Raw genomic sequence first — 8,552 nt, 5'->3', positions numbered from 1 at the left:
ATTCCGCCAAGCGCACCCCTTCGGCGTTGGCTTCGCACCCCTAGCCGCAAAATGCACCAGCGGTTACGGGTGCGATCGGCGTTACGGGGTGCGGACCACAACAACGACGCCGGCACCCACCCCATTTGCGCCGGTGCCTGCCCGAGAGCAAGGTCACAAGTGCACAGGGAATAACATTTGCGCACGTAACATTTCTCAACGTCCGTTCGCTATGTTATTTGGCAAGCACCTACCGTGTTCCGGTGAGCACCTCAATCCAAACATCCCCTTCAGCTGGAAAGTCCGGTTTCCGGCTCCCCAAGTGGGCCGGTTCCTTCGGCGTCCAGATCATCGCTGCCCTCATTGTCGGTCTGGTTCTTGGCCTCATCGCCAAGTACACCGGCAGCACCAAGGCTGCCCCCAACGGCCTCGGCGCAACTCTCCAGACGATCGGCTCCAGCTACGTTTCGTTGCTGCAGACCGCCGTCGTTCCCTTGATTTTCACCGCCGTGGTGAGCTCCATCGCGAACCTTCGCCAGGTTTCCAACGCAGCCCGGCTGGCCTGGAACACCCTGCTCTGGTTTGCCATCACCTCCCTGGTTTCCGTGCTGATCGGTATCGGCCTGGGCGTGCTCCTGCAGCCCGGCGCTGCTACGGGCATCACCCAAAAAGCAGAATACGCCGGCAAGACCGGTGACTGGTGGGCCTTCCTGATCGGCCTGTTCCCGAAGAACTTCCTGGGCCTGGGCGCAAGCTCCACTGTCACAGAAAGCGCCAACGCTGCCACCACGGTGAGCACGTCTGTCAGCTTCAACGTCCTGCAGATCCTGGTGGTCGCGATCGCCGTCGGAATTGCCGCCCTCAAGGTGGGCAAGCAGGCTGAGGCCTTCCTGACGTTCAACGCGTCCGCACTGGCCGTCATCCAGAAGGTCCTGTGGTGGATCATCCGCATCGCCCCGCTGGGAACCATTGGCCTGATCGGCAACGCCGTGGCCATCTACGGCTGGGACACCATCGGCTCGCTGGGCAAGTTCACGGCAGCCATCTACATTGGCCTGGCCCTGGTCCTCTTTGTGCTCTACCCGGTCCTGGTTCGTGCGCACGGCCTCTCGATCAAGCAGTACTTCTCCGGCGTGTGGCCGGCCGTGCAGCTGGCTTTCGTTTCCCGTTCCTCCATCGGCACGCTGCCGCTCACGCAGCGCGTCACTGAACGGAACCTCGGCGTTCCCTCGGGCTACGCTTCCTTCGCCGTGCCATTGGGCGCCACTACCAAGATGGACGGCTGCGCAGCGATCTACCCGGCGATCGCCGCAATCTTCGTGGCCCAGTTCTTCGGCATCAACCTGGACTTCAGCCAGTACTTGCTCATTGTCCTGGTCTCGGTCCTCGGTTCCGCAGCTACGGCGGGCACCACTGGCGCCGTCGTGATGCTGACGCTGACCCTCTCCACGCTGGGACTGCCACTGGCCGGCGTCGGCCTCCTGCTGGCCATCGACCCCATCCTGGACATGGGCCGCACCGCGGTCAACGTAGCCGGCCAGGCCCTGGTTCCCGCGATTGTGGCCAAGCGCCAAGGCATCCTGGATGAGTCGCTGTACAACGCGCCGCGCAACGGTGCAGCGTTCGCCGACGAGTACGCAGCCGACAAGGCCGCAGCGGAAGCCGACGAGCGCGGGTTGGCCGGCGCCAAAGCGTAGCTTCAGCCGATTATGAACGGTGCTGATCCCCCGGGGAGTTCTCCCCGGGGGATTTCCCCGTTAAAGGGCCGAAAGCTGGATAGGCTCTGACCATGTTGATCGTTACCTCCAATGAAATCCCGGGCCACCGAATCGACGCCGTCTTCGGCGAAGTCATGGGCCTGACCGTCCGTTCGCGGGACATCGGCTCCCAGATGCTTGCCGGTTTCCGCTCACTGGGCGGCGGCGAGCTGCCCGAAATGACCAGAGCGCTCTACGAAAGCCGTCAGGAAGTCATGGCGCGCATGGTCAACGAAGCACAGCAGCGCGGCGCCAACGCCATTGTTGCCATGCGCTTTGACACTTCCGAAATGGGCACCAACTGGACTGAGGTGTGCGCCTATGGCACCGCCGTTTATGTGCTTCCTTTGGGTGAGGGCGAGGCAGGTGCCACCGGGCAGTCGATCTACCTGACCAAAAACGCCAGCCAGCAGGCAGCCGGGCAGCCCGTCCAACCGCAGCAGCCCGCTCCCCCGCAGCAGCCGCAGTTCCCGGGGCAGCCGCCCGTTCCCCCTCAGCAGTTCTGAGCCCCAGCAGTTTCTGAGGCCCAGGGCCCCACTGAAGTCCATCCCGCTTTTGCCCCTTCCCAATTAGACCGCGCAGGGAAGGGGCAGGGCGGGACCTTTTCCGAGGGCCTTCTGAAGCTATTTGCGCAGAGTGCAAAGTTGCACTTAGTGTAAGTACGTGACTTCCAACAGCAGCCAGGAACAGGTGCCTGCACCCACACCGGCCGAGCCAAGCACGCCTTCGCGGCGTGAACTCAACAAGGCCGCTACCCGCAGCTCCATTGCTGCCGCCGCCCTGGGTCTCCTGCGCAGCAAGGGATCCGGAAACTTCACGGTCGAGGACATCTCTGCCAGCGCAGGGGTTTCCCGACGCACGTTTTTCAACTACTTCCCCAGCCTTGAAGCCGCCCTCGCCTCCGTAGCGGACGGTTTCATGGACCGGGCGTTGGAGCAGTTCCGGCTGCGGCCAGCGGACGAGTCGATCCTCGAATCCGCCCAAGCCGCGCTGATGGCCCTCGCCGACCCCATGTCCGTTGCCCCCATGGCCGAGCTGTTCAGCCTGACCCAGGACAACCGTTCCCTGGCCCGCTCCGAGCTCGAAGCCTGGGACCACTGCACCGAGCAGATCATCGACGCAGCCCGCTACAGGCTTGGCGCAGGCGTCAGCGAGCTCTACCTGCATGCGCTGGCAGGCTCCGTCATTTCCTGTGGCAAAGCTGCCATGAACGTCTGGTTTGCCGAGCGCGGACCCGACCTCTCCCCTGAATCACTCGCTGTCCTTCGCCAGCACCTCATCGATGCGATGGGGCTGCTGGGAGGCGGCTTCGCGCCGTCGTCGGGCGCCTCCGCTCAAACCGCACCCGTACCTTCCACCACAGATCGGTTCTGACATGGCTTCGTTCCTCTACCGCCTCGGCAAATTTTCCTATCGCCGCCGCTGGCTGGTCATCTCGATATGGCTCGCGGTACTGGTTGCCGTGGGCGGCTCAGCCGCCGCCTTCCACGGCACCATGTCCAACAACTTCACCATCCCCGGCACGGAAACGCAGCGGATGGCCGACAAACTCAAGGAAGCCTTGCCGGACGCGTCGGGCGGTTCCGCCAGTGTGGTGTTCGACGCCGGGGATTCAGGTTTCGACCAGGCGAAGAAGGATGCCGTTGGCGCAGCGCTCGAGAAACTGAAGAGCATCCCCGACGTCCAGTCCACGGTGAACCCCTTTACGACGCAGGAACAGCTGGACAAGGCACCGGGCGACATCGCCGCCGGTGAGGCCAAGGCAGCCGAGGGCAAAGCCCAACTGGACGCCGGGCGCGCACAGCTCACTGCGGGCGAAGCCCAGCTCGCCGCCGTCGAACAGCAACTGGCAGCCTCCGGCCTCACGCCCGCCCAGATCGACGCCCAGTTGGGTGCGCAGCGCGCCCAACTGGCCGCGACCAAGGAAAAGCTCGACGCCGGAGACAAGGAAGCTGCCGATGGCGCCGTCAAACTCGAACTCGGCAAGCGGCAGGCCGAGGCCTCTGAGGGCCTGCGCTTCGTCTCCAGTGACAACAAGGCCGCTGTTGCCCAGGTCCAGTTCAAGACCTCCATCAACGCCGTTGACCCCGCGGTGCGTGAGGAAGTCCAGGAGATCGTCAACGGCGTGTCCTCGGCCGGCGTAACCGCCTACGCCAGCAAGGAGATCACCGAGGACGTCTCCGAAATTTTCGGCATAGCTGAGATTGTTGGCGTCGCCGTTGCAGCCTTGGTTCTGATTCTTATGCTCGGCACACTGATCGCCGCGGGCCTGCCTCTCCTTATGGCCCTGATTGGCGTGGCCGTCGGTGTCGGCGGAACCTTCGCGCTCACCAGCGTGATCGACATGAGCTCCATCTCCCCCATGCTTGCGTTGATGCTTGGCCTCGCCGTGGGCATCGACTACTCCCTCTTCATCGTCAACCGCCACCGGACCCAGCTGCTGGCCGGCATGGACGGGGAAGAATCCGCCGCCCTCGCCACCGGCACCTCGGGCAACGCCGTGCTGTTCGCCGGGCTCACCGTCATCATCGCGCTGGCCGCACTGGTGGTGCCCGGCTTGCCGTTCCTTGCCGTGATGGGTGTTGCCGCCGCAGCGACAGTCGGCGTCGCCGTCGTCGTGGCTTTGACCCTGACGCCCGCCGTCCTGGGGTTGATCGGCCGCAGGCTCATTTCCAAGCGCGCATGGGCGAAGGCCGCCCAACATAACTCAGAACCCGGGCACGAAGCCGCTGACCGCGAGCGTGACGAAAAGCGCAGCAGCGGTGGCTGGGGTGGGCTGGTCACGCGTCACCCCTGGGTTTCCCTCATAGCGAGCGTCGTGCTGTTGGGCGCCTTGGCGCTGCCCGCTTCGCAGCTGCGGCTGGCATTGCCCGACGGCGGTTCGGAACCAGTCGATTCGCAGGCCTACAAGGCCTATGACCTCACCCGCAGCAGCTTCGGCGAAGGCATGACCGGCCCGATCATCGTGGTGGCTGAGTTCCCCGAGGGCCTCACCGAGAACGACGCCAAGAACAAGCAATACGACGTCGCCGGGCAGCTCCGCAGCGTGGAAAACGTCACGGCGGCGGTACCCGTTGCGATCAGCGACGACTACCGCACCACCGTTTTCCAGGTCATTCCGAAGGAAGGTCCCGCCAGCGCCGGAACCGTGCAGGTAGTGTCCGATCTTCGTGCCAAAGGCAAAGCCATCCACGACGACCTCGGCGTCACCATCGGCCTGACCGGGCAGACTGCCGGTAACATCGATGTGTCCGCGAAGCTGGGCGCTGCGTTGCCGCCATACCTTGCCATTGTGGTGGGCCTGTCCTTGATCCTGCTGCTGCTGGTGTTCCGCTCGATCGTTGTGCCGCTGCTGGCTACGGGTGGGTTCCTGCTCTCGCTGGCCGCCGCATTCGGTGCCGTGGTTGCCGTGTACCAGTGGGGTTGGCTGGGATCCGTCTTCGACGTCGCGAACCCGGGCGCGGTCCTGAGCTTCCTGCCCATCATCCTGATCGGTGTGCTGTTCGGCCTCGCCATGGACTACCAAGTGTTCATTACCTCAGGAATGCGGGAGTCCTTCATGCATGGCGAGTCCGCCAAGCACGCCGTCCGCACGGGCTTCAGCCACGCAGCTGCAGTGGTGACGGCGGCCGCGATCATCATGGTCAGTGTGTTCTCCGGCTTCATCTTCAGCCACCTGACCATGGTCCGTCCGCTCGGCTTCGCGATGGCGTTCGGTGTGCTCATCGACGCTTTCGTGGTCCGCATGACGATCGTGCCGGCCATCATGTACCTGCTCGGCGAGAAGGCCTGGTGGTTGCCGAAATGGCTGGGGCGGATCCTTCCGGACGTCGATGTTGAGGGTGCCAAGCTGGAACGCAGCGATCGGTCGAAGACCGGCTCAGGGGAGCTCGTCCACTAGACCGTCTCTCACATCCCCGGGCACAATCCACCGATGCTCTCTCACTTCCCCGGGCACAATCCACCGATGCTCTCTCACTTCCCCGGGCACAATCCACCGATGCTCTCTCACTTTCTCCACGAAAGCGAGAGAGCATCGGCCGTTTGGGGGTGGGTTTGTGAGAGAGGGACCGGCAAGTAGGGGTGGGATGTGAGAGAAGGTTGGCCGGAAGGTGTCGGGATGTGGGAGAGCGTCCGTATTAGGCTGGAGGGCGTGACCCGATTGATCCTCGCCTCCCAGTCCCCCGCCCGCACCAAGCTTCTTACGGAGGCGGGCATCGCGCATGACATCGTGGTCTCGGACGTGGACGAGGACGCGGTCCAGGCCAAATACGGAGTCACCGATGCGCACGACACCGCACTGCTGCTCGCCCGTGCCAAGGCCGAGGCCGTTGCCGCCCTTCCCGAGGCGGAGGGCGCCTTGGTGATCGGCTGCGATTCCGTCTTCGAATTCGACGGCGAGTCGCACGGCAAGCCCTACACCGCGGAGGTGGCCCGGGAACGGATGCTGCGCATGAGCGGCTCCCAGGGCGTCCTCCACACGGGCCACTGGCTGGTGGACTGCCGGGAGACGGCAGCAGAGGTCGACGACGACGAGACAGCCGAGGGCACGGGCGCCACCTTGGGTGCCGTCTCAAGTGCCGAGGTGCACTTCGCCGAGATGTCGGAGCAGGAAATCAACGCATACATCGCCACCGGGGAACCGCTCCACTGCGCCGGTTCCTTCACGATCGACGGCTTGGGTGGGGCCTTTATCCGCAAGGTCGACGGCGACCCGCACGCCGTCGTCGGGCTTTCCATCTCCACCCTCCGGGACCTGCTGGTCCACGCGAACGTAAGCGTCACGGAACTGTGGGCCTCGGATGCTCAGGAGAACACTTTGTAGCAACCCTACAAAGGAACGGCGGTTCACACACGGAATCCCCCATCAATATGGGCGGAACCCTCACAATCACGCTAGGCTCCCTGAAGGACAGAAGGAGTCAACAACTTGTCAGCTAACCCGGCGCAGCCCATTTCCAGCCCTCTTACCAAGGTCTTGATTGCCAACCGCGGCGAAATCGCGGTCCGCATCATCCGAGCCGCCCGGGACGAAGGCATTGCCTCCGTGGCCGTTTACGCAGACCCGGACCGCGATGCCCTGCACGTACGCCTCGCCGACGAGGCTTACGCTTTGGGCGGCAACACGGCCGCTGAGTCGTACCTGGTGATGGACAAGATTATCGACGTCGCCAAGCAGTCAGGCGCGGACGCCATCCACCCCGGCTACGGCTTCCTGGCCGAAAACGCCGAATTCGCTGCCAAAGTCATTGACGCCGGGATCACCTGGATCGGCCCCTCCCCCGAAGCCATCTCGGCCCTGGGCGACAAGGTCCAGGCCCGCCACATTGCCGAGAAGGTCGGCGCACCCCTGGTGCCCGGCACGGCCGACCCCGTCAAGGATGCCGACGAGATCCTGAAGTTCGCCGAGGAATTCGGCCTTCCCGTCGCCATCAAGGCAGCGTTCGGCGGTGGTGGCCGCGGCATCAAGGTCGCCCGCACCATGGACGAAATCCCTGAGCTGTACGAGTCCGCCGTCCGTGAGGCCACAGCAGCCTTCGGCCGTGGCGAGTGCTTCATCGAGCGCTTCCTGGACGCTCCCCGCCACGTCGAGACCCAGTGCTTGGCTGACTCCTTCGGCAACGTTGTGGTTGTCTCCACCCGCGACTGCTCCCTGCAGCGCCGCAACCAGAAACTGGTTGAAGAGGCTCCCGCCCCGTATTTGAGCGAAGAGCAGAACAAGCGCCTCTACGAATCCTCCAAGGCCATCCTGAAGGAAGCCAACTACCTCGGCGCCGGAACCTGCGAGTTCCTGGTGGGCCAGGACGGGACCATCTCCTTCCTCGAAGTGAACACCCGCCTCCAGGTAGAGCACTGCGTCTCTGAGGAAGTCACCGGCATCGACCTCGTCCGCGAGCAGTTCCGCATCGCCCGCGGTGAGGCGCTCGGCTACGACGACCCCGAGGTCCGCGGCCACTCCTTCGAATTCCGCATCACCGGCGAGGATCCGGGCCGCAACTTCATGCCTGCACCGGGCACCATTACCACGTTGAAGAACCCGACCGGCCCCGGCGTACGGGTGGACTCCGGAGTGGAGCAGGGTGACATCATCAGCGGCAACTTCGACTCCATGCTGTCCAAGCTGATCGTCACCGGAGCTACCCGCGAGCAGGCGCTCCAGCGTTCCCGCCGCGCGCTCGAGGAGATGGTGGTTGAGGGCATCCCCACGGTCATTCCCTTCGACCTCGCCGTTGTCACGGATCCCGCATTTGCTCCCGCTGAGGGCCCGTTCCAGGTCCACACCCGCTGGATTGAAACGGAATTCGTCAACAGCATCCCCGCTTGGTCCGCTGCGGGCGCCAACGCTGAAGAGCCCGACGCCGGTGAGCGCCAGCGCGTCGTCGTCGAAGTCGGCGGCAAGCGCCTTGAGGTAGTCCTGCCGTCGGGCCTGGGTGCCGGCGTCGCCGCTGCTTCCACTGGGACGGGCACCAAGGCAGGCAAGTCGAAGAAGCGCTCCCGCTCGGCCGGCGCCGCAGCTGCTGCCGCCGGCGGCGACGCACTGACTTCTCCCATGCAGGGCACGATCGTCAAGGTCGCAGCCTCCGAGGGTGACGTGGTGGCCGAGGGCGACCTGATCGTTGTTCTTGAAGCCATGAAGATGGAGCAGCCCCTCACCGCGCACAAGGCAGGGACCGTCCGCGGCCTCTCCGCAGCTCCCGGTGAGACCGTCTCGGCAGGCGCAGTCATCGCGACCATCGAGGACTAACAACCACTGCTTAACGACGCCGGCCCCGCACCTTTTGGTGCGGGGCCGGCGTCGTTAAGGGGTGCTTAGGC

Annotated in this window: 6 protein-coding genes; all 6 read left to right on the top strand. The window is 64.5% G+C overall.

Going from position 1 to position 8,552, the window contains the following annotated elements:
- The first annotated feature begins 242 nt into the window (after positions 1-242).
- The 6 genes from ACFUOZ_RS13805 (at position 243) to ACFUOZ_RS13780 (ending at position 8,481) form a co-directional block, all read left to right on the top strand.
- On the top strand, positions 243-1,676 hold the full coding sequence (locus ACFUOZ_RS13805; RefSeq protein WP_377549054.1) for a dicarboxylate/amino acid:cation symporter: 1,434 nt from the start codon (positions 243-245) through the stop codon (positions 1,674-1,676).
- A gap of 92 nt (positions 1,677-1,768) precedes the next feature.
- The gene (locus tag ACFUOZ_RS13800) at positions 1,769-2,242 is read left to right on the top strand and encodes a YbjQ family protein (RefSeq protein WP_377549052.1); all 474 of its coding nucleotides are present in this window, start codon (positions 1,769-1,771) and stop codon (positions 2,240-2,242) included.
- 157 nt (positions 2,243-2,399) lie between these two features.
- On the top strand, positions 2,400-3,110 hold the full coding sequence (locus ACFUOZ_RS13795) for a TetR/AcrR family transcriptional regulator (RefSeq protein ID WP_377549050.1): 711 nt from the start codon (positions 2,400-2,402) through the stop codon (positions 3,108-3,110).
- Between the two features lies 1 nt (position 3,111).
- Entirely contained in the window at positions 3,112-5,637 is a 2,526-nt protein-coding gene (locus ACFUOZ_RS13790) for an MMPL family transporter (RefSeq protein WP_377549048.1), read from the top strand.
- Positions 5,638-5,889: 252 nt separating this feature from the next.
- Entirely contained in the window at positions 5,890-6,561 is a 672-nt protein-coding gene (locus tag ACFUOZ_RS13785) for a Maf family protein (RefSeq protein WP_377549046.1), read from the top strand.
- A 105-nt stretch (positions 6,562-6,666) separates the two neighbouring features.
- Entirely contained in the window at positions 6,667-8,481 is a 1,815-nt protein-coding gene (locus tag ACFUOZ_RS13780; RefSeq protein WP_377549044.1) for an acetyl/propionyl/methylcrotonyl-CoA carboxylase subunit alpha, read from the top strand.
- Positions 8,482-8,552 lie beyond the last annotated feature (71 nt).

This window comes from Paenarthrobacter sp. NPDC057355, assembly GCF_042667405.1.
Lineage (GTDB): Bacteria > Actinomycetota > Actinomycetes > Actinomycetales > Micrococcaceae > Arthrobacter.
This window is presented reverse-complemented; position numbering and strand designations above follow the sequence as displayed.